Annotated in this window: 1 protein-coding gene; it reads left to right on the top strand. The window is 41.3% G+C overall.

Annotation, left to right across the window (positions count from 1 at the left end; all coding sequences use genetic code 11):
• Nucleotides 1–300, top strand: a 300-nt coding sequence (locus C1G53_RS11160) for a hypothetical protein (RefSeq protein WP_153046724.1), incomplete at both ends; no start/stop codon positions are given.

Raw genomic sequence — 300 nt, 5'->3', positions numbered from 1 at the left:
GCTGATAAGACAGTATACCGTGTAAGTAAGGGTGGTCACATAACCATTGATCTCTATTATAAGAAAAACCTAACACTGACCGCATTAGATAAGTCCAAAGTTTATGATGGCACTGCCCTATCAAGTTCGGGTCTGTCTGATTTAAATCCTTCGTACAGTTCAGAACTGAAAACAGGTGACAAATTGGTTGCCATCAGCTATGATGGAAGTCAAACAAATGCTGGTAGTAGCGCAACGACACCTAAACTTGCTAACATCAGCAATGCATCTGGTGCTGACCGGACGAATTTCTATCACATA

It is taken from the genome of Streptococcus suis (assembly GCF_002960445.1).
Classification (GTDB): Bacteria; Bacillota; Bacilli; order Lactobacillales; family Streptococcaceae; genus Streptococcus; species Streptococcus hyiners.
This window is presented reverse-complemented; position numbering and strand designations above follow the sequence as displayed.